This window comes from Providencia sp., assembly GCF_003533305.1.
Taxonomy (GTDB): Bacteria; Pseudomonadota; Gammaproteobacteria; order Enterobacterales; family Enterobacteriaceae; genus Providencia.
In genome coordinates, this window is record NZ_DOEH01000015.1 from 53,867 (window position 1) to 73,942 (window position 20,076).

18 protein-coding genes are annotated in these 20,076 nt (G+C 41.2%); 16 read left to right on the forward strand and 2 right to left on the reverse strand.

The features are described from left to right. Nucleotides 1–174 precede the first annotated feature (174 nt). From DD649_RS07635 to DD649_RS07645, 3 genes are read left to right on the forward strand one after another with little or no spacing between them, the layout of a single operon-like run. Nucleotides 175–2,505 carry a molybdopterin-dependent oxidoreductase gene (locus DD649_RS07635; protein WP_294105354.1) on the forward strand — a complete coding sequence of 777 codons (2,331 nt, stop codon included), beginning with the start codon at nt 175–177 and terminating at the stop codon, nt 2,503–2,505. Nucleotides 2,506–2,507: 2 nt separating this feature from the next. Then, nucleotides 2,508–3,056 (forward strand): 4Fe-4S dicluster domain-containing protein, encoded by a 549-nt coding sequence (locus DD649_RS07640; RefSeq protein WP_294105356.1) that lies wholly within the window; start codon nt 2,508–2,510, stop codon nt 3,054–3,056. After that, complete coding sequence (locus DD649_RS07645) at nt 3,056–3,877, forward strand: DmsC/YnfH family molybdoenzyme membrane anchor subunit (protein WP_294105359.1); 822 nt, start codon at nt 3,056–3,058, stop codon at nt 3,875–3,877. Before DD649_RS07640 ends, DD649_RS07645 begins: the two co-directional genes overlap by 1 nt. Before the next feature lie 465 nt (nt 3,878–4,342). Here the strand turns inward: DD649_RS07645 and rne are convergent, their stop codons facing one another. Then, a complete protein-coding gene (rne, locus tag DD649_RS07650) occupies nt 4,343–7,771 on the reverse strand; it encodes a ribonuclease E (protein ID WP_294105362.1) in 3,429 nt (1,142 codons plus the stop codon). Between the two features lie 708 nt (nt 7,772–8,479). Between rne and rluC the strand changes: the two genes are divergently transcribed. Further along, nucleotides 8,480–9,436, forward strand: coding sequence for a 23S rRNA pseudouridine(955/2504/2580) synthase RluC (rluC, locus tag DD649_RS07655; protein ID WP_294105365.1), 957 nt, complete (start codon nt 8,480–8,482; stop codon nt 9,434–9,436). 61 nt (nt 9,437–9,497) lie between these two features. Here rluC and DD649_RS07660 read toward each other — a convergent pair whose 3' ends face one another. Continuing rightward, the gene (locus DD649_RS07660) at nt 9,498–10,079 is read right to left on the reverse strand and encodes a nucleoside triphosphate pyrophosphatase (protein ID WP_294105367.1); all 582 of its coding nucleotides are present in this window, start codon (nt 10,077–10,079) and stop codon (nt 9,498–9,500) included. A 143-nt stretch (nt 10,080–10,222) separates the two neighbouring features. Between DD649_RS07660 and yceD the strand changes: the two genes are divergently transcribed. From yceD to holB, 12 genes are all read left to right on the forward strand, one after another. After that, on the forward strand, nt 10,223–10,747 hold the full coding sequence (yceD, locus tag DD649_RS07665; protein ID WP_294105369.1) for a 23S rRNA accumulation protein YceD: 525 nt from the start codon (nt 10,223–10,225) through the stop codon (nt 10,745–10,747). Between the two features lie 12 nt (nt 10,748–10,759). Beyond that, nucleotides 10,760–10,930 carry a 50S ribosomal protein L32 gene (rpmF, locus tag DD649_RS07670; protein WP_068444665.1) on the forward strand — a complete coding sequence of 57 codons (171 nt, stop codon included), beginning with the start codon at nt 10,760–10,762 and terminating at the stop codon, nt 10,928–10,930. A 23-nt stretch (nt 10,931–10,953) separates the two neighbouring features. Then, nucleotides 10,954–11,994, forward strand: coding sequence for a phosphate acyltransferase PlsX (plsX, locus tag DD649_RS07675; protein WP_294105389.1), 1,041 nt, complete (start codon nt 10,954–10,956; stop codon nt 11,992–11,994). A 9-nt stretch (nt 11,995–12,003) separates the two neighbouring features. Further along, entirely contained in the window at nt 12,004–12,954 is a 951-nt protein-coding gene (locus DD649_RS07680) for a beta-ketoacyl-ACP synthase III (RefSeq protein WP_294106180.1), read from the forward strand. An 18-nt stretch (nt 12,955–12,972) separates the two neighbouring features. Continuing rightward, nucleotides 12,973–13,905: an ACP S-malonyltransferase gene (gene fabD / locus DD649_RS07685; protein WP_336429813.1), complete on the forward strand. Its 933-nt coding sequence runs from the start codon at nt 12,973–12,975 to the stop codon at nt 13,903–13,905. 7 nt (nt 13,906–13,912) lie between these two features. Next, complete coding sequence (fabG, locus tag DD649_RS07690) at nt 13,913–14,647, forward strand: 3-oxoacyl-ACP reductase FabG (protein WP_294105391.1); 735 nt, start codon at nt 13,913–13,915, stop codon at nt 14,645–14,647. Nucleotides 14,648–14,802: 155 nt separating this feature from the next. After that, complete coding sequence (gene acpP, locus DD649_RS07695) at nt 14,803–15,039, forward strand: acyl carrier protein (RefSeq protein ID WP_004253236.1); 237 nt, start codon at nt 14,803–14,805, stop codon at nt 15,037–15,039. 76 nt (nt 15,040–15,115) lie between these two features. Beyond that, nucleotides 15,116–16,366, forward strand: a complete 1,251-nt coding sequence (gene fabF / locus DD649_RS07700) for a beta-ketoacyl-ACP synthase II (RefSeq protein WP_294105539.1) — start codon at nt 15,116–15,118, stop codon at nt 16,364–16,366. 149 nt (nt 16,367–16,515) lie between these two features. After that, nucleotides 16,516–17,346: an aminodeoxychorismate lyase gene (pabC, locus tag DD649_RS07705; protein ID WP_294105542.1), complete on the forward strand. Its 831-nt coding sequence runs from the start codon at nt 16,516–16,518 to the stop codon at nt 17,344–17,346. A 56-nt stretch (nt 17,347–17,402) separates the two neighbouring features. After that, entirely contained in the window at nt 17,403–18,425 is a 1,023-nt protein-coding gene (mltG, locus tag DD649_RS07710) for an endolytic transglycosylase MltG (protein WP_336429829.1), read from the forward strand. Nucleotides 18,426–18,433: 8 nt separating this feature from the next. Then, the gene (gene tmk, locus DD649_RS07715) at nt 18,434–19,060 is read left to right on the forward strand and encodes a dTMP kinase (protein ID WP_294105550.1); all 627 of its coding nucleotides are present in this window, start codon (nt 18,434–18,436) and stop codon (nt 19,058–19,060) included. A 12-nt stretch (nt 19,061–19,072) separates the two neighbouring features. Beyond that, nucleotides 19,073–20,065 carry a DNA polymerase III subunit delta' gene (gene holB, locus DD649_RS07720; RefSeq protein WP_336429832.1) on the forward strand — a complete coding sequence of 331 codons (993 nt, stop codon included), beginning with the start codon at nt 19,073–19,075 and terminating at the stop codon, nt 20,063–20,065. The last annotated feature ends 11 nt before the right edge of the window (nt 20,066–20,076 follow it).

Sequence of the window (20,076 nt, forward strand, 5' to 3'; positions counted from 1 at the left end):
TTACCACGAGTCGCTAACGTCAGCTAACATCTCCATAAAAATCGCTTTTAGTTCTGTGGTCATCATCTTTTATACCCGTAAATAGTGTGTTGTTTTGATCTCTCTCAAGTTTACTAATTGTGTATGGAGTATATATATGGTGAACTTATTAAAGCAATGTCGAGGTTTACTATAATGAAAATAATAAATGAGTTTCGTCTTAAACGTCGAACCTTACTTAAAGGACTAGGAGTGGTTGGTTTGGCGACGATCGCACCATGTTCTTTTTCCCAGGTAAATAATAACCAACCCTTAATAAAAATAAGACTCAAGTTATCTGACTACAAAACATTTCGTTCCACCTGTGCGATGGAATGTTTGCATTGCAATCTAACCGCTTACACTTATCAAGGTAAGTTGATGAAGGTGCAAGCGACGGAAGGTTTTAATGTTAAATGCTGTTTAAGAGGCATGAGTCGGACAAAATGGGTTTATCACGACCAAAGAGTTACCACACCGTTATTGCGTGTCGGCGAGAAGGGGGTGGGTGATTTTAAGCCTATCAGTTGGGATGAAGCCCTTGATTTAATAGAACAAAATATTAGAGAAACTATTGCTAAGTTTGGTAATGAAGGGTTATTTATCTCTACACACGCTGGCAATATGGACTCAATCAAGAATGACATGGGAAAAGCATTTTTTGATTATTTAGGCGGTTCAACTAAACAAGCGGGGTCTTTATGTTGTTCTGCTGTGACTGCTGCGATGATCCCAATGGTTGGTTTACGTTATGCAGATACACGAGATACCGTAGCGGATAGTCGTTATATTCTTTGCTGGGGAAATAACCCAGCGGTAACTATGCAGGCTTATTTTAAAAATTATAATCAAGCTAGAAAAAATGGTGCTCGGTTAGTGGTTATTGATCCGAGATTTAATGAAACTGCGGCTAAAGCAGATGAGTGGATACCGATTATACCAGGTACTGACACAGCATTAGCACTAGGTATGATTAAGATTATTATTGAAGAAAATCGTATTGATGAAGATTTTTTACGCGCACGTACGGGTGCTGTTTATTTAGTGGATAAAGAACAACATCAAGTTAGGCAAGATGCTCAAGATAAAGATAGCTATTTGGTGTTTGATGTCATTAAACAACAACTAGTACGTCATGATACTCAGGGTATTAAAGCGGCACTTTTTCAACATGAATTGCCAGAAAATTTAGGCTATCAAACTGTATTTGAACAAATATATCAATCATCCAAGCCTTGGGATGTGCAACGAGTTAGCCAAGAAACAGATGTCCCCGTTGAAACCATTGTACGCTTAGCACGTGATTATTCATCAATCACTCCATCTATGATCGTACAAAATATGTCTGGCGCACAACGTACTGAACATGGTGCATATGTGGCGGCGAGTCAGTTCTACCTTGCTTTGTTAACCGGAAACATCGGTAAACGTGGCGCAGGTGTTTGTGATGCGGGTGGTGCGAGGCAAATGGCAAATTTCAGCCCAATTGTTCCCCCAGCGCCAAATGCTAAAAAAATAACGCCTATCCCTGTTGCGAAGGTCGGTGACTATATTGTCAACGATAAACCGCATCCCATTAATTTTTGGTGGGTAATGACAATGGGGGTCATGACGCAACTACCGAATACGAATAAAGTTCGTGAAGCCTTGAAAAAGGTACCATTTGTCGTGGTTGCCGATAACTTGATGAGTTCGACTGCGTTATATGCAGACCTAGTGCTCCCTGTGACAACAATCTTTGAAGATATCAGTTTAATGGCAGGTGTGCGTAGCCAATATGTTCAATTAATGGAAAAGGCCGTTGAACCGGTTGGTGAAGCGAAGCCTGATTATTGGATTTTTGCACGATTAGCTGAGCGTTTTGGATTCGGTGAGGTGTTTAATCAGCCAATTGAGCATTACATTGATGCCTGTTTAGCAGGGTCCGGTATCACTCGACAGATGTTAGAAAAAGGGCCTGTTCGCCCTGTTGAAGGCGATTGGATCCCATTCAACGAGGGTGTTTTTAGAACATCGACTAAAAAAGCGCATTTTTTTATTGAAGAGTGGCAGCAGAAAAAGTTCTCGCCAATTGTGGCTTATTATCAAGTCAAAGAGTCAATTAAAGGGTCTCCGGAGTTGGCCAAAAAATATCCATTGATGGCTGTGCAACGCAAGCTTGCACGCAGTGTGCACTCTAGCCATGGTATGAATGAATGGATATTAGAAGTGCAGCGTAATCAACCAAATGTATTAATCCACCCAGAAGATGCCAAACAAAGAAACATTAATAATGGTGAATGGGCAGTTGCTTTTAATGACCGTGGTGAACATCGTGCAATCGCGGTTGTTACTACACATATTAAACAAGGGGTTGTATCACTGGATAACGGTTGGTGGGAACAACAAGGAGGTAGTAGTAGCCACGTTACTAATGACCAAGTGGAGCATTTAGGCACAGGCCATTGTTGTAATAGCACCTTGGTTGATGTGAGAAGGGAGGTGTAATCATGGTTAAGCAATATGGATTTCTAATTAATACCAAAGACTGCTATGGCTGTAAAACTTGTTCAATGGCTTGCAAGTCTGAGAATGTAACACCGCCAGGGGTACTATGGCGTAGGGTACGAGAGTTTAATCAGGATTCACCGAATACGCAGGCATTTATTACTATGTCTTGTAACCATTGCGATGATCCTCAGTGTTTAAAGGTTTGTCCAGCAGATACTTATACAAAGCGTGCTGATGGTATTGTGGTGCAAGATCATGAAAAATGTATTGGTTGTCAAATGTGTATCATGGCTTGCCCATACCATGCTCCTGTTTTTGACCCTGCTGAAGGTAAAACCAGTAAGTGTAATATGTGTGCAGAGAGACTTGATGAAGGTTTGTTACCTCGATGTGTTGAGTCTTGTCCAACAGGTGCGATTGAGTTCGGTGAAATATCTGTCCTACGAAAAAAACATACGACTAATTGGGCAGTACTGGAACAAAAATACAATATGCCTGACCACACGATTAGTAATCCAAATATTGTGATTATTGGTATGGAGGATTAATGATGGATATCAAACATATGGAACTTCCTCTAGTCTTTTTTACGGTTATGAGCCAGTGGGGAATTGGCGCCATTTTAGCGCTGACATTATATCAGTTCAGTGTCTCCGCAGAGCAAGCGCTTTCAGGAAAATCATTGCGTAGTGCAGTCATTATTATCTGGCTGATTGAAGTTATTGGATCGTCAATGTCAATGGGGCATTTAGGCGTCCCACTTGAAGCTTATCGTTCAGTATTAGGTCTAAGCCATTCATGGCTAAGCCGTGAAGCGATAACCTTCATTTTATTGAATGGATTGATAACCTTATGGGCGCTTTGCTGTTGGCTACAGCCAATTAAAAATACACGTAATCAAATTTTAGGTTTGATGAGCGCAATAGCGGGTATTGCAGCAATATTCGTGACTGCTCAAGTCTATTATCAGATGTTAGCGCATCCATTGTGGCACTCACCTGCGACTCAAATTGCTTTTATCGGCAGTGCAATACTACTTGGTTTTTGCTTTATGACCCTATTTGTTAATGGACAAAATAAGCAACAATCAAAAGTGATTAAATTAGGGCTACTTATTGGTGTTGGCTTGGTATTGGTTTCGCAAATAATACGCATACAAATTCCAAACAGCCTTGGTGATAGCTATCTTCTTTGGTGGCAAGTAGTTATGAGTATGATGCTGCCATGTATCATTGCAAATAAACAGATAAAGCCAACAGCAAGTAATAAAATTGTGTTGATTATTATGATGGCGGCGGTATTTAGTGGCGAGCTGGCGGGTAGAGCGCTGTTTTATGGAGGGGTTATGGTTGCCGCTCCTTGGTTCTAACTTCCCGTCATATTTCGAGCCGTAGGGGTGTTGGCTTCGCTTCAGCTACTCGGGTCACATACTTATGTATGCTCCCCAAGATAGCTTCGTCTTGCCGCCTACCTACAACTCGAACTACTTAGGGAATATCTGTTCTTGTCATATTTCGGGTCGCTGAGGTGTTGGCTTCGCTTCAGCTACTCAGGTCTCATCCTTATGTATGCTCCCCGAGATAGCTTCGTCTTGCCGCCTACCTACAACGCGAACTATTTAGGAAATATATTAGAGTGGTTTTATTTATCTTTATTCTGAATCATTTGGTTATCTAGATTTTTAAAATTTGCTTACTTACCGCTTATTTACAATGCAAATTATCTAGGGAATGGATTGGTATTTATATAATAGAGGGTTGATTGTATTATCTCTAAGCAATAAAAAAGGCCTCGATGATGTCATCAAGGCCTTTTGAACAACTGAGTGTAATCGTTAGAAACTAGCTGGTTTTGCCATTTCTGAAGTGGCTACACTTGATGCTGCGTGCCCACCGGCACCACCTTTACCTTCAAAAGTAGAAGCTTCGCGTTGATATTCTTTACTCTCAAATGTTGATTCAACAGCCGCAGGTGCAGGTGCTTTTGTCATTGGTGAAGATGAATGACATTTGTACTGCCTTGCAGTTTTTTGAGTTGCAGACGCTATTGTTGGTTTCGTCTCAGCAGGCACTGTAGCAATCGTTTCAGTTACTACTGCGAGTTCAATTGTAGTTTCAGCTATAGCATCAGTTACAGGAGATACAGTCGCGATAGATTCAGTCTCTACCGATTCAGTAACGACAGGCTCTACGACTACAGGTTCTACAACTATAGATTCAACAATAACAACAGAAGGCGTTTCAGTAGCTGTCACTATTTCTTGAGTTTCTTCAACAATAACATTGATAGGCTCAGCGACTATTTCTTCTTTCACTTCTGCAAGTGTCGTTTCTACAGAAACAGGTTCTTCAACTATAGGCTGAGTGATTGGAGCCGTACTTTCGATAACGGGCTCAATTACTGCTTGAGTTGATTCTTCAGCTACTGTTTCAGTTGTTTCTACTGTAGAAATAACAGCTTCTGTCACAACATGTTCAACTGCTTCAATGATTTCTACTGGCTTAGTTTCAGTTTCAACATTAATCGCTTGTTCAGTTGCTACTGATATAGCTAATTTAGCGGTTTCGGCGAGTGATGCGTTAGCTGAGTTTTGTTGTTCCAGCATTTCTTCATTTGTAATAATTGCAAAGCTTTCTTGTGGAGGCAGAACAATTGGATAACGAATGAATACTTTACCTGAAGCAAATTCTGGCGAAGCAACAGCCCCTGATAATGGCATCGGAGATTTATTTAAATGACGCTCATCACGGAAACGACGACGACGCTGACCACTCACGCGCAAGTGACGAGGAGAGCGACGTGAACGGCGTGGGATAATCGTATCCTGCTTCTCATCATCGCCTACTAGATCGTTATTATCTTGCAGGTTTTCATCATTAAGTTGTGCATTATTTTGTGTAACAGTATTAGCCTGTTGATTGTCATTATCATGGCTTACTACTTTATGTTGTATAGCAGGCGTTGGTGCCGGTAAAGCAGCGGTAGTATTTGCCACAACTGTTGTTGGTTGTTCAGCAGCGGTTGTTGACTCTACAGATGTTGCTGCTTGGTCGTTATCAGTAACACGAATCTTTTGTGTTAACTGACGGCGTTGGCGACGTTGCGCCGCTGGGCGTTGTTCATCTTCTTCTTTTACCGCAGGTGTTACAGCACTGTCTTGCTGAACTTCTTGCTGATTTTTAGCCGTTTGTTGTTGACGTTTTTCGTCTTGACGGCGGCGGCGATCAGCTCGTGGGTCACGGCGTTGCTGCTGATTATCATTAGCTACAGTGGCAGTTTCAGTTGTCGCTTGCTCTTCTGGCTGAGCAGTATTTCTGTTGTTTCTACCTTTATTACGATTATTTGCATCATCAGACTGCGTATTACGGTTATTGCGATTATCGCGGTTGTCACGATTATCTGTGCTGTCATCGCGGTCACGTCGATTATTATTGCGACGATTATTTCTGCGATCATTATTACGACGACGGTCATTATTGCTTGGTCGTGGCGTAGGCGCCGGCGCTTCGACAACTTTTTCTTCTTCAGCGAAAAGATTCTTAAAGAAGGTCGCAACTTTGCTAAATAGGCCTGGCTTAGCGGGTTTATCAGCGCTTGTTTGGGTAGGCGCTTTAACCGGGACTTCTTTTGGTTTAAGTGCAGGAACTTCAACAGGTTCTTGTAGCGCAAACGCTGAGATAGCCGGTTGTTCTGGCGCTTTACGTTCTGAGGTTGTGTCGTCAGTATTGCTGAGTGTTTCCGACTCATGGTATTGCGCTAAGTTATAGCTAAGCGTACTAATCTCTTCGCCTTTACGAATACGGATCACATTGTAGTGAGGCGTTAGCATTTGGTCATTAGGGACGATAATGACACGTACTTGATGTTGACGTTGTTCAATCTCAGTGATTGCTTTGCGTTTTTCATTAAGTAAATAAGATGCGACTTGCACAGGAACAATGGCATGAACTTCATGCGTATTTTCTTTTAGTGCTTCTTCTTCAATTAAACGAAGAACAGAAAGAGAAAGTGATTCGTTATCACGAATAGTTCCTGTCCCTGTACAGCGTGGGCACACATGATGGCTTGACTCACCAAGAGAAGGGCTCAAACGCTGACGAGACATTTCTAACAAACCGAAACGTGAGATACGCGCAATTTGAATACGAGCACGGTCTTGTCGAACGGCATCACGTAAACGGTTTTCAACTTCACGTTGATGCCTAACTGGCGTCATATCAATAAAGTCGATAACAATTAGACCACCAAGGTCACGAAGACGTAATTGACGTGCAATTTCATCTGCGGCTTCTAGGTTAGTATTGAACGCGGTTTCTTCGATATCACCGCCACGCGTAGAACGTGAGGAGTTAATATCAATTGCCGTTAATGCTTCAGTTGTGTCAATAACGAGCGCACCACCAGAAGGTAAACGCACTTCACGCTGGAATGCAGACTCTATTTGAGATTCGATTTGGTAGTGGCTAAATAGCGGTATTTCACCACTATAATGTTTAATTTTGCTCGCAAAATCACCACGACCAATGGCTTCAATGTGGTTACGAGCCATTTCAACAACTTTCGGGTTGTCGATAAGGATTTCACCAATATCAGGGCGTAGATAATCGCGGAATGCACGTACAATAACGTTACTTTCTTGATGGATTAAGAAAGGCGCCGGACGATTTTCAGCCGCTTTTTGGATAGCATCCCAATGGCGCAGACGGTAAAGCAAATCTTGTTGTAAAGACTCAGCTGATTTACCAACACCGGCAGTACGAACGATAAGGCCCATACCTTCTGGAATTTCTAAGCATGATAATGCTTCTTTAAGTTCGGTACGATCTTCACCTTCGATACGACGTGAAATTCCGCCTGCACGAGGATTGTTTGGCATTAATACTAAATAGCTACCGGCCAAACTAATAAAAGTGGTTAGTGCCGCACCTTTATTACCACGTTCTTCTTTATCAACTTGAACAATAACTTCTTGGCCTTCCTTTAAAACATCTTTGATGTTAGGGCGACCTTGAGAGTGATAGTTGCTTGGAAAGTATTCGCGGGCAATTTCTTTAATCGGGAGGAAACCGTGTCTTTCAGCACCATAATCAACAAAAGCGGCTTCAAGGCTAGGTTCGATACGGGTAATTTTACCTTTGTAAATGTTGGCTTTTTTTTGTTCATGACCTGGGCTTTCAATATCCAAGTCATAAAGACGTTGCCCGTCAACAAGGGCAACACGCAGCTCTTCTTGTTGAGTTGCGTTTATTAGCATTCTTTTCATGTTGTTACTTACTCATTATTTTTTACTTTATAAATAAAGAGCAGCGAAAAAAAGAGCTACTGTAAACCGATGGCCTCATGATTTTTACAAAGCCGTCTGCCTCTCGGCAGTCGTTCGTATAGAGACGCGCAGTATTCGGTGAACCTGATTCTTAGATTAAAAATTCAGCGTTCTTAATCAGGATGCCGTAAATTTTCATAAAAAACGGAAGTTCCTAACCCAATAAGCTAAAATTCGTTGCTCGCTAATTTATTTGATGTTGTTAAATGTCTTACGCCATTGCTGCATCGTTACGCCATCAAATAACAAATTCAATACCCATTATATTTCAAATTGAATGGTGTTTATTATAAACATAGTACATCACTCAACTGCCTGAACCACATAATTTATCCATGCTTATCGGGCTATTTTCGCTCGATACCTACATGCAATTTGAATTATTTTGGGCATATATCTATTTTAGTGCCAATTCTTGTGTTCAAACATCTCGGCAACTTCTTATTATTCCATTGCCATGTGCATTATAGCAAGTTGATACGTAAGTTATATGGAAATTTTATTGAGAAATAGGATTATTCAGCCAGAAAGTAAGCAAATTGAAAAAAAAGATAAAAAAATTTACGAAAAAGGTATGATAGAAAGAGTGAGTTCGAGTATTTTTTAATCAATTAAAATTTTAATCAATTAGAGTTAACGCATTCCTTAATGAAAACAGATAACCAAGTTCATTTTATTGATATTAGCGATGACGAAGCAGGGCAACGCATCGATAACTTTTTGCTAGCAAGGCTAAAAGGTGTTCCTAAAAGCATGATTTATCGCATCATCCGTAAGGGTGAGGTACGTGTTAATAAAGGACGGATTAAACCTGAGTATAAATTGCTAGATGGTGACCAAGTTCGCGTGCCGCCAGTGAGAGTTGCAGAGCGTGAAAATGCGCCTGTCTCAGCGAAATTGGATAAAGTTGCTGCTTTAGCTGATTGCATATTGTATGAAGATGAATCGATTTTAGTGATCAATAAACCTTCAGGTACCGCTGTGCATGGTGGTAGTGGTTTAAGTTTTGGTGTAATTGAAGGGTTGCGAGCATTGCGACCAGAAGCCCGTTTTCTTGAATTAGTTCACCGTTTAGATAGAGATACCTCCGGTATTTTACTTGTGGCAAAAAAACGGTCTGCATTAAGAGCATTACATGAGCAATTACGCCTCAAGCAAATGCAAAAAGATTATTTAGCATTGGTGCGTGGCAACTGGCCATCACATATCAAAGTGATTCAAGCGCCATTATTAAAAAACATTCTGCAAAGTGGTGAGAGAGTTGTCAGAGTTAATAGTGAAGGAAAGCCCTCTGAGACACGTTTTAAAGTCGAAGAGCGTTTTGATAATGTGACACTGATAAAAGCAAGCCCTGTAACGGGGAGAACGCATCAGATTCGTGTACATACCTTACATGCAGGGCATCCAATAGCTTTTGATGACCGCTATGGTGACAAGCAATTTGATAGTCAGTTAGCTGATACAGGTTTAAAGCGTCTATTTTTACATGCCAGCTCATTGCGCTTCACTCATCCTAAAACAGGTGAAGAAATGCAAATACAAGCACCTTTAGATGTGAAACTGAGCAATTGCTTGAAAGCCTTACGTGCACGTAAGGCAAATTAATCGGCATTTAATCTGATTTGCGTTAACGAGGAGTAGCAGTTAGATCCTCGTTAACGCTTATTTAGCTTAATGGGTTTATGCCATGCTTACGTAACATTTCGAGTAGTAAAATGATGGGTAGGCCAATTAATGTATTTGGATCGCGGCCATCCAATCGTTCAAATAGAGCAATACCTAATCCTTCAGATTTAAAACTTCCTGCACATTGGAATGGCGCTTCTTTATTGAGATAGTGCGTTATTTCTTCATCACTTAATGGCCTAAAATAGACATCAAACAATTCACATTGAACGTTAAATTTGCCTGTCTCTGTGTCTAGTAAGCACAAACCAGTATAAAAAGTCACTTTGCTGCCGGATGCTGCTTTGAGCTGCTTAAAGGCATTTTCAAAGGTGTGTGGTTTACCAACAATTTGATCATTAATGACACAAACTTGGTCTGAGCCAATAATTAAATGCTGTTGGTATTGCTTAGCCAGTGCATTGGCTTTTTCGTGAGATAAACGAGTAACTAAAGCTTGCGCAGATTCGTGGAGTATAGGGGATTCATCAATATCGGGTGCAGCCGTTAAAAATGGTATGCCTAGTTTTTTTAATAAGGCTTGGCGATAGGGTGAAGTGGAAGCCAAAATAATTGATTTCATAATTTTTCTCGAAACTCATAGCCAAAAGGGATAACTCATTTTAAACTATACACCGCAAAACCTGCGATTTTTTGGTGAAAAGGCAAGATTACATTGCCTTTTTCTTTGACTATAGTTCATTTGAAAGTTAATATGCGCGCCTTATGCAAAAGGTAAAATTACCCCTAACGATTGATGCACAGCGTACAGCTCAGAAAAACCTCGACTATGTTGGGAGTTATACGCCTGAGCAAGTTACTCGTATTGCTGAGTCAGTAGTTAGCGTAGATAGTGATGTTGATAACGAATTATCATTTAAAATTGATAATCAGCGTTTGACAGTTATAGAAGGGCATTCCACTGTGGATGTCACGCTAGAATGCCAACGTTGCAGAAAAGATATTAAGCACCATGTCTACATATCGTATTGTTTTAGTCCTGTCGTCAATGACGAAAAGGCCGAAGCATTACCGGAATGCTACGAACCTGTTCATGTAGATGAATTTGGTGAAATAGATTTGCTGGGAATGATAGAAGATGAAATAATTCTTTCCTTACCAGTTGTTCCGGTTCATGATTCTGAACACTGTGAAGTGTCCGAAGCGGACATGGTGTTTGGTGAATTGCCTCCTGAGGCTGAAAAACCAAACCCATTTGCCGTATTAGCCAGTTTAAAGAAAAGTACTTAAGGAGTAAGGTCAATGGCCGTACAACAGAATAAACCAACTCGTTCAAAACGCGGTATGCGTCGTTCACATGATGCACTGACTGCAACCCTAGTTTCTGTAGATAAAACCTCTGGTGAAACTCACCTGCGTCACAATGTGACTGCAGATGGTTATTACCGTGGCCGTAAAGTTATCAACAAGTAGTTTTTAATTTACAAGTTGATACCTTGGCCAATCTAACCATTGCGTTAGATGCTATGGGCGGGGATGTTGGTCCCCGCATCACGGTGCCTGCGGCTTTGCAGGCATTGGCATCTAATCCAGCACTAAAATTACTGCTTGTCGGTCAACCCGAAGCCATTCAACCCTTGCTTGCACAACAAAGTGCCGAGCAAATTTCGCGTATTGAAATTATTCCAGCACAAGGCGTCATAGCAAACGATGCGAAGCCATCAAGCGCTATTAGGCAGAGTAAAGGAACATCGATGCGAGTGGCCTTAGAGTTGGTAAAGACAGGGCAGGCACAAGCTTGTGTAAGTGCAGGAAACACTGGTGCGCTAATGGGTTTGGCAAAATTGATGTTAAAATCAATTGAAGGGATAGAACGCCCTGCATTGATGACAATATTGCCTAATCAGAAAAAAGGTAAAACGGTTGTCCTAGATTTAGGTGCAAACGTGAATTGTAGTAGTGAAATGTTAGTCCAGTTTGCAGTGATGGGTTCGGTTATGGCAGAAGAAATTGCCAATATCAACAACCCTAAAGTCGCTTTACTGAATATTGGTGAAGAAGAAAGTAAAGGACTAGATAATATCCGCGAAGCCGCCGCAGTATTAAAACAAGCCGCGTCGATTAATTATATTGGTTACGTTGAAGGCAATGAATTGCTCACAGGTAAAACCGATGTATTAGTGTGTGACGGCTTCGCAGGTAACGTCTCATTGAAGACAATGGAAGGGGTTATCCGTGTTATCCTTTCATTGTTAAAGTCAGCGGGCGATGAAAATAAAAAAAGCAGTTGGTTTATGCAACTGGCAAAAAAATGGTTAAAAAAACGCTTAATGAAGCGTTTTGTGGATATGAATCCAGACCAGTATAATGGTGCGACTCTGTTAGGATTGAATGGTATTGTTATCAAAAGTCATGGTGCAGCGAACGAACATGCTTTTAAAGCAGCAATTGAGCGTGCGGTACAAGCGGCGGATAAACAAGTACCTGAAAAAATAACAGCTCGACTAAATATTGTTTTACCCAGGAGTGATCAATAACCTATGTCTATGCACAGTAAAATATTAGGAACAGGCAGTTACTTGCCAGAGCAAGTACGTACCAATGCTGACTTGGAAAAAATGGTTGATACTTCTGATGAGTGGATTGTAACGCGCACGGGTATACATGAAAGAAGAATTGCTGGGGAAAACGAAAGTGTTTCCGACATGGGCTTTCATGCTGCAAAAAACGCACTCGAAATGGCAGGCGTTGATAGCAGTGAAATTGGTTTAATTATTGTTGCCACAACATCTGCAACTCATGCATTTCCAAGCGCAGCCTGCCAAGTCCAACAAATGCTCGGTATTAATGATTGCGCTGCATTTGATATTGCAGCAGCCTGTGCGGGTTTTACTTATGCAATAAGTATTGCAGATCAATTCGTTAAAACCGGTATGGCGAAAAAAGCACTCGTTATTGGTGCAGATGCATTATCAAAAACATTAGATCCAAACGACCGCGGTACTGTTATTTTATTCGGTGATGCAGCGGGTGCGGTTGTGATTGGTGAATCTAATGAACCGGGTATTATTTCAACGCATTTACACGCTGATGGGCGCTATGGCGATCTATTAACGCTACCAAATCGTAGTCGTTGTTCTGATGACCCTGCTTACCTGACAATGACAGGTAATGAAGTTTTTAAAGTTGCAGTGCGCGAACTCGCTCATATTGTTGATGAAACACTAACGGAGAGTGGCATTGCAAAAGAAGAACTTGATTGGTTAGTGCCACATCAAGCTAATTTAAGAATTATTACAGCGACGGCCAAAAAACTAGATATGACAATGGATAAAGTTGTTGTCACACTTGATCGTCACGGTAATACTTCTGCAGCATCAGTCCCAACAGCTTTTGATGAAGCTGTGCGTGATGGTCGCATTCAGCGAGGTCAACTTGTGCTATTAGAAGCATTTGGTGGTGGATTCACGTGGGGTTCGGCGCTGGTTCGTTTTTAATTTACTGAGAAAATAGACATGACACAATTTGCTATGGTATTTCCCGGACAGGGTTCTCAGTCTCTTGGAATGTTAGCATCATTAGCTGAGCAATATCCGCTAGTTGAGCAAACATTTGCAGAGGCATCAGATGCATTGGGTTACGATCTTTGGGCATTAGTACAAAATGGACCAGAAGAAGAATTAAATAAAACATGGCAGACACAGCCTGCGTTATTAGCAGCATCTGTGGCAATCTTCCGTGTTTGGCAGCAAAAAAAAGGTAAAATGCCAGTAATGATGGCAGGTCACAGCCTTGGTGAGTATTCTGCATTAGTGTGCGCAGGTGTTATCGACTTCAAAGAAGCGATTAAACTGGTAGAATTACGCGGTAAACTAATGCAAGAAGCAGTTCCTCAAGGCACTGGCGCTATGTACGCTATTATTGGTTTAGACAATGATTCGATTGCTAAAGCTTGTGCAGATGCGGCTCAAGGACAAGTTGTTGCGCCGGTCAATTTTAATTCACCAGGCCAAGTTGTTATTGCTGGTGAAAAAGATGCTGTTGAACGCGCCGCTGCGGCCTGTAAAGAAGCGGGCGCTAAACGTGCGTTGCCTTTATCTGTTAGCGTGCCATCACATTGTGCATTAATGAAGCCAGCGGCTGAAAAATTAGCAATTACATTAGAAAAAATTGAATTTTGTGAGCCAGATTATCCAGTGATCAACAATGTTGATGTTAAAATGGAGCAATCAGCGAAAAATATTCGTGATGCTTTGGTCCGTCAACTGTATAATCCAGTCTGCTGGACGCAAACAGTCGAGTTAATGGCAGAACAAGGTGTTGATCATCTTGTTGAAATGGGACCGGGCAAAGTATTAACTGGTCTTACCAAGCGGATTGTCTCTAATTTAACTGCCGTAGCAGTCAATGATCCTGTATCATTAGACACTGCTTTAGAAAATATCTGAGGACGACATGAGCTTTGATGGAAAAATTGCCCTTGTAACGGGTGCAAGTCGCGGGATTGGTAAAGCAATCGCTTTAACTTTAATTGCTCGCGGTGCGACCGTTATTGGTACAGCAACAAGCGAAAATGGTGCACAAGCAATTACCGCTTATCTTGATGGTAAGGGGAAGGGTTTTGCATTGGACGTGACCTCGCCAGAGTCAATTGCAGAAACTTTGACCAAAATTCGTGAAGAATTTGGTGAAATTGATATTTTGATTAACAATGCGGGCATAACACGTGATAACCTATTGATGCGCATGAAAGAAGATGAGTGGCAAGATATTATTGACACCAACCTTTCATCCGTTTACCGTTTGTCTAAATCTGTTTTGCGTGCCATGATGAAAAAACGTTGTGGACGTATTATTTCCATTGCATCAGTTGTCGGTGTTATGGGAAATGCAGGGCAAACGAATTACGCAGCAGCGAAAGCAGGGCTTATTGGTTTTAGTAAATCATTAGCACGTGAAGTCGCTTCTCGTGGTATCACTGTCAATGTAGTAGCACCTGGTTTTATCGAAACTGATATGACTAAGGCGTTGACAGAAGAACAGCGTGCAGGCATTTTATCTCAGGTTCCTGCAGATAGATTGGGTGATGCACAAGAAATTGCCAGTGCTGTAGCGTTTTTAGCTTCTGATGAAGCGGCCTACATTACGGGTGAAACATTGCATGTCAATGGCGGCATGTATATGATCTAAAGAAATGAGGGAACCATTTGCATTAATTAGTGTTATATAGCGCAAAATAATGCAAAATTATGGTTTCCACAGCCGGGATTGGGTTGTATCTTTTCCTGTATTCATAAACTACGAAAACCATCGCGAAAGCGAGTTTTGATAGGAATTTTAATAGTATGAGCACTATCGAAGAACGCGTTAAGAAAATCATCGTTGAACAACTGGGTGTTAAAGAGGAAGAAGTTGTAAATACAGCTTCATTTGTTGATGACTTGGGCGCTGATTCTCTTGACACAGTTGAGCTAGTAATGGCTCTAGAAGAAGAGTTCGATTGCGAAATCCCTGACGAAGAAGCTGAAAAGATCACAACAGTACAGGCTGCGATTGACTACGTCGAGAACGCATCTAAATAATTGTACTAAACTTATCTAGGCGATCACTCGATCGCCTATGTTCCCTTTGTCACTTTTCCCTCTTAGGAGGATGCGCGTGTCTAAGCGTCGTGTAGTCATAACCGGACTAGGCATGTTATCCCCTGTCGGCAACACAGTTGAATCATCATGGAAAGCTGTTTGTGGCGGACAGAGTGGTATCAGCCTTATCGAGCATTTTGATACTACTAACCACGCAACTAAATTTGCAGGCTTAGTAAAAGATTTCAATTACGAAGATTATGACATCTCTCGCAAAGATGCGAAGAAGATGGACCCATTTATTCAATATGGCATTGCAGCAGGCTATCAAGCTGTTAAAGATGCGGGATTGGAAGTAACAGAAGCCAATGCTACACGTTTCGGTGCAGCGATTGGTTCTGGTATTGGAGGGTTAGGTTTAATTCAAGATAACTGTGAGTCTATTCAACACGGTGGTCCTCGAAAAGTAAGCCCATTCTTCGTGCCTTCTACAATTATCAACATGGTTGCAGGTCATTTAAGCATCATGTACGGTTTGCGTGGTCCAAGTATTTCTATCGCCACTGCTTGTACATCGGGTGTGCATAATATTGGGCATGCAGCACGTATGATAGCTTATGGTGACGCAGACATAATGTTGGCAGGTGGCGCAGAAAAAGCGACAACCCCGCTAGGTGTTGCTGGCTTTGGCGCAGCTAGAGCATTATCAACACGTAATGATAACCCACAAGCGGCTAGCCGTCCTTGGGATAAAGACCGTGATGGTTTTGTTCTTGGTGATGGTGCGGGTATCATCGTACTTGAAGAATATGAACATGCAAAAGCGCGTGGTGCAAAAATCTATGCAGAGGTTGCAGGCTTTGGTATGAGCAGCGATGCTTACCATATGACTTCACCGCCTGAAAATGGTGAAGGGGCTGCTCGTGCAATGATTAATGCGCTGCAAGACGCGGGTATCGAAGCAAGTGATATCGGCTATATTAATGCTCATGGAACATCGACTCCAGCAGGTGATTTAGCTGAGGCTCAAGCAGTTATTTCTGTATTTGGCGAAGGTACTGATGTATTAGTCAGTTCAACTAAGTCAATGACAGGACATCTTTTAGGTGCTGCGGGCGCTGTTGAATCTATCTTTACGATTTTATCGTTGTGTGATCAAATCGTTCCACCGACCATTAACCTTGATAACCAAGATGAATCTTGCAAGTTAGATCTTGTACCGGGTAAAGCAAGGAAAGTTGAGAACATGGAATATGCGCTATGTAACTCATTTGGTTTTGGTGGTACAAATGGCTCGTTGATATTCCGTCGTTATCACGCAGAATAAGCATCGGCTATATTGAAATTAAAGCTCCAGATTACCTTAGGGTCTGGGGCTTTTCTTTTTCCTATCCTTTACAGCACTTCATGCTTTAGTTTATGATAACTCCATTATGTTACTGTCTGATTTATCAGCTTTTATTATAAGTATAATCAATGTCATACTGGGTAAATGGTCAAATTTGTAATCAAATCGATGTCGCTGATCGCGCTGTTTCATTCGGGGATGGCTGCTTTACGACTATACATGGGGTTAACCAACATGCACAAATGTTGAAAAATCATATTGGTCGTTTGATAAGTGATAGCCGACGATTAAAATTACCACAACCAGATTGGCAGGCGCTTACCGCACACATAGAAGCGATATGTCGTGAACAAACTGATGATGAGTTTGTCGTGAAAGTGATTATTAGCCGTGGTGCAGGTGGTCGGGGGTATAGTTCAAAAGGGTTTAACCAACCCACAGTCATCACTGCGATTTCAGCATTTCCTCAACATTATCCGCCATTGCAGCAAACAGGTGCTCAACTTATCCTTAGCTCAATTCCATTGAGTCGAAATACTTTGCTGGCAGGAATGAAGCATCTTAATCGTTTAGAACAAGTTTTGATCCGACAGGAAATCGATGAAGCGCAAGTAGATGAAGCGATTGTATTAGATACCAATGGCATCATGGTCGAGTGTTGTAGTGCTAATTTCTTTTGGCGTGTGAAAAATCGAGTTTATACCCCGGCATTATCTTATTCAGGTGTGAATGGGCTTATGAGACAAAAGATAATGGCACTTCTTTCTGGCAGTCAGTACACTTTGGAAGAAGTCGAACGGTTTCCGGCGATATTGGCTCAATGTAATGAGGTTGTTATTTGTAATAGTTTAATGCCAATTTTACCGGTGGCGACAATTACCTTGAAAGAGTCACAGTCTGTATTGGAATACCAATCACGAGAATTATTTGAATATCTGCTTTTGCGTTGTCAGATGTAGTTAATGCTTTCAAATCTGATCTATATCGGCAAACCTAGTTTTTAAGTGGTCAAAACATGAAATTAGCCAAAAAAATAGCACTTGTTATCTTTGTTCTCGTATTAGTCGGTGGAATTGCTGCTTATTTGCAGTATCGACAGGTTATTAACTATGCAAAAGTGACAGTCAATTTAACGCAAGAAAAAATATTTACAGTACCTGCGGGAACGGGTCGTGTTGCATTGGAAGATTTACTTGTTAAAGATAATATCATTGAGCAAGGACATGAATTTCAGTGGTTATTAAAGCTACGCCCTGAATTGGCAAAAATGAAAGCAGGTACTTATCGTTTACAACCTGAAATGAATGTTGAACAAGTTTTGGCGCTTATTGCGAGTGGTAAAGAAGCTCAGTTTTCAATTCGTTTTATCGAAGGAAATCGTTTCTCAGATTGGAGTAATATTTTACGTGATGCACCTTATTTAGAAAATAAAGCTAAGGATGCAACTCAAACTGAATTATACGCGATGATTGGTTATGATGGCGAAGGTTTACTTGAGGGGTGGTTGTATCCTGATACTTATTCATATACAGCGGGAACAGCAGATACCGATATCCTCAAACGCGCTTATCAGCGTATGAAAAACAGCCTAGATGAAGAGTGGGCTGGGCGTGATCGTGATTTGCCGTACAAAAATGCATATGAAATGCTGATAATGGCCTCAATCATTGAAAAAGAAACCGGAATTGATAGCGAAAGGTCTCAGGTGGCCTCTGTATTTGTTAACCGACTGAAGAAAAACATGCGTTTGCAAACAGACCCAACCGTTATTTACGGGCTTGGTGATAAGTACCGTGGTAAAATTTACCGAAGCGATCTCGATAACTACTCAGCGTATAACACGTATAAGATAGATGGACTACCTCCGACACCAATTGCTATGCCGGGTTTAGCATCAATAAAAGCGGCCGCACACCCAGCAAAAACAGATTACTTATATTTTGTTGCAAATGGGACGGGTGGGCATACTTTTAGTCATAACCTTAATGACCACAACCGTGCAGTTAAAGTTTACCGACAAATTGAACAGAAAAATTGATAAACAAAATGAAAAACCAATTTATTGTTATTGAAGGATTAGAAGGGGCAGGGAAAACAACTGCAATTAATACAGTTGTTGAAACCCTTAACCAAGCCGGAATTCAAGATATCGTTTTCACACGTGAACCCGGTGGTACACCGTTAGCTGAAAAGCTACGAGAACTGGTTAAACAAGGTATTGAAGGTGATAAAGTGACTGATAAAGCAGAGCTATTGATGCTTTATGCTGCACGCGTTCAGTTAGTTGATACCGTGATAAAACCCGCTTTAGCCGCAGGTAAGTGGGTTGTTGGTGACCGTCATGATCTTTCATCTCAAGCGTATCAAGGTGGCGGAAGATGTATTGATCGCGAACTTATGCAATCTTTGCGTGATTTAGTGCTAGGGGATTTCAAACCTGCATTAACGCTTTATCTTGACCTTCCACCTGCATTAGGTTTACAGCGTGCACGTTCACGGGGTGAGCTTGATCGAATTGAGAAAGAGTCGTTAGCTTTTTTTGAACGGACTCGTGCTCGTTATACCGAACTTGCCGCTCAAGATGAGTCAATTTTAACCGTTGATGCAAGTCAAAATATCGAGCAAGTTCAAAAAGATATTCGTAGTACACTTCAGCAATGGTTAGCTAAATAAGGTTATGATGTAATGAACTGGTACCCTTGGTTAAATGATAGCTATCGCCAATTAATAGCGACTTATCAAAGTGGTCGTGGGCATCATGCTTTATTATTACACGCATTTCCGGGAAATGGAGCTGAAGCTCTTTGCTATGGTATTAGCCGTTGGTTAATTTGTCAGAAGAAAGATGGACTGAAAAGTTGCGGTGAATGTCATAGTTGTCGCTTAATGTTAGCAGGAACACATCCTGATTATCATGTTTTAGTGCCAGAAAAAGGTAAGCAAACGGTTAGTGTTGAATCGGTTAGGAAGCTCACGGAAATACTTAGCAGTCATGCTCAACAAGGCGGCGCTAGAGTTGTTTATATTCCTAATGCAGAGATATTAACCGATGCAGCAGCAAATGCGTTGTTAAAAACGCTAGAAGAGCCGGGCAAAGAAACTTATTTCTTACTAGGCTGTGAGAAAAAAGAAAGTCTACTGGCAACGTTAAGAAGCCGCTGTTTAACACATTTTTTACCCGCGCCAGAACAACAAATCGCGTTATATTGGTTGCAAAAACAAATTGCTAATTTGAATACAAATAATGTGATAACCGCGTTGAAACTTTGCCAAGGCTCACCTATAGCGGCATTAGCACTTCTTAGCCCAGAACATTGGCAAAAACGTAGTACATTATTTGACGAGTTAGAGATTGCATTACAACAACGTGATTTATTACGTTTGCTACCTATTTTAAACAGCGATAATGGGCCTGAATTGATTAGTTGGTTATTAGGACTATTATCGGATGCGTTAAAATTGCAGCAAAATGCCGTACAATATTGTATTAATCAAGACCAATTATCACGGGTCTCATTGTTATCGACCTCGATGACACGTTCACAACTAGTTAATGCTTATGAGCAGTGGCAAAATTGTCGCCATCAATTAGTGACGGTCTCTGCGCTTAATCAAGAATTGATTTTGACTAATCAGTTATTACAATGGGAAGCATTGATTGCAAATCCCTCATTATGAAAAGAGTAAAA

What these genes read in the sequence shown, in the direction of transcription:
- DD649_RS07635 (WP_294105354.1), top strand. Translation starts at nt 175, where the DNA reads ATGAAAATAATAAATGAGTTTCGTCTTAAACGTCGAACCTTACTTAAA.
- DD649_RS07640 (WP_294105356.1), top strand. Translation starts at nt 2,508, where the DNA reads ATGGTTAAGCAATATGGATTTCTAATTAATACCAAAGACTGCTATGGC.
- DD649_RS07645 (WP_294105359.1), top strand. Translation starts at nt 3,056, where the DNA reads ATGATGGATATCAAACATATGGAACTTCCTCTAGTCTTTTTTACGGTT.
- rne (WP_294105362.1), bottom strand. Translation starts at nt 7,771, where the DNA reads ATGAAAAGAATGCTAATAAACGCAACTCAACAAGAAGAGCTGCGTGTT.
- rluC (WP_294105365.1), top strand. Translation starts at nt 8,480, where the DNA reads ATGAAAACAGATAACCAAGTTCATTTTATTGATATTAGCGATGACGAA.
- DD649_RS07660 (WP_294105367.1), bottom strand. Translation starts at nt 10,079, where the DNA reads ATGAAATCAATTATTTTGGCTTCCACTTCACCCTATCGCCAAGCCTTA.
- yceD (WP_294105369.1), top strand. Translation starts at nt 10,223, where the DNA reads ATGCAAAAGGTAAAATTACCCCTAACGATTGATGCACAGCGTACAGCT.
- rpmF (WP_068444665.1), top strand. Translation starts at nt 10,760, where the DNA reads ATGGCCGTACAACAGAATAAACCAACTCGTTCAAAACGCGGTATGCGT.
- DD649_RS07680 (WP_294106180.1), top strand. Translation starts at nt 12,004, where the DNA reads ATGCACAGTAAAATATTAGGAACAGGCAGTTACTTGCCAGAGCAAGTA.
- fabD (WP_336429813.1), top strand. Translation starts at nt 12,973, where the DNA reads ATGACACAATTTGCTATGGTATTTCCCGGACAGGGTTCTCAGTCTCTT.
- fabG (WP_294105391.1), top strand. Translation starts at nt 13,913, where the DNA reads ATGAGCTTTGATGGAAAAATTGCCCTTGTAACGGGTGCAAGTCGCGGG.
- acpP (WP_004253236.1), top strand. Translation starts at nt 14,803, where the DNA reads ATGAGCACTATCGAAGAACGCGTTAAGAAAATCATCGTTGAACAACTG.
- pabC (WP_294105542.1), top strand. Translation starts at nt 16,516, where the DNA reads ATGTCATACTGGGTAAATGGTCAAATTTGTAATCAAATCGATGTCGCT.
- mltG (WP_336429829.1), top strand. Translation starts at nt 17,403, where the DNA reads ATGAAATTAGCCAAAAAAATAGCACTTGTTATCTTTGTTCTCGTATTA.
- tmk (WP_294105550.1), top strand. Translation starts at nt 18,434, where the DNA reads ATGAAAAACCAATTTATTGTTATTGAAGGATTAGAAGGGGCAGGGAAA.
- holB (WP_336429832.1), top strand. Translation starts at nt 19,073, where the DNA reads ATGAACTGGTACCCTTGGTTAAATGATAGCTATCGCCAATTAATAGCG.